Annotated in this window: 1 pseudogene; it reads right to left on the reverse strand. The window is 64.5% G+C overall.

Annotated elements, in window-relative coordinates:
* Nucleotides 1–774 (reverse strand): annotated as a pseudogene (locus ACWELQ_RS46235) (type VII secretion AAA-ATPase EccA); the annotation flags it as partial.
* Nucleotides 775–1,039: the final 265 nt, after the last annotated feature.

Consider the following 1,039-nt stretch of genomic DNA (forward strand, 5'->3'; position numbering starts at 1 on the left):
GAAATCCGGTGCCTGCGAATACACCTTCTCGAACAGCGCCTGCGCCTCCTCGGCGGCGCCGCTCTCGCGCAGGCACAGCCCGCGGCAGAACATGGCGGCGGTGCGGGCGGCCGGAATCGGTCCCGCCTCGGCGGCCTCCATGCGGCGAATCGCCTCACCGAACAATCCGAGCTGCGCGCAGGATGTGCCGACCATCACATGGGCGCCCGCCGCCAGATACGGGTCCTCCCACGAGTCGGAGCCGTTCAACACGGCCATCACGTCGGGCCAGCGCTGGGTGTTGTAGTGCAGGATGCCGCGCACGTATTTGGCGATCCGGGTGTCGATTTCGAAGTCCGGTTCCGAAGCCCGGGCGCGGCGGTGCTTCTCGAGTTCGTCGAGCACCTCGACGGCCTCGTCGTACTGCTTCTCGGCAATCAGATGCGAGGCCCACGCCAGGTGGATCTCACTGAAACTGGCCAACGGATAGTCGATGTAGAGGCCCGGCAGAAAACGTCCGGCAAGCTGTCGCGGTTGCAGTCCCAACCGGCGCTGTTCCCGTCCCAACGAGACGGTGCTGCACTTGTAGAGGTTGCTCAGAACATCCTTGGTGACCTCACCGGCGGCCGCCCGGCCCAGCCAGGCGTCGGCCATGGTGGGGTCCCACTCGGTGGCACGCTGAAAGGCGAGTTTGGCGTAGTCGAGGTCCCGGTTCGATTCCTGGCCCTCGATGCTCAACCCCAGGGACAGCACTCCCGCATCGAAGGCGCGTTGGGCCTGGCGAGTGTCGATCATCCTAGTCGAACCCCGAATTCGTCGAACCTGGTTGGTCTTTCGTTCACAATCCCCACCCACACCGTGCGAATCGCACAGCTGCGGACAGTCGGATACATTATGGTTAACCGCCCTGGGCGGGCAACTGTTGAGAGCTACAGGGGAGCAGTTCAGTCAGTGACAGCACAGTCGATCGGTGGCCTGCGGGGCACTGAACCCGAATTGTGCCGAGTGTCCGTCATCGGGGGGAATACCCAGCTCGACGTCGGTCTGCCGGCCAACGTGC

Source organism: Nocardia sp. NPDC004722 (assembly GCF_053601505.1).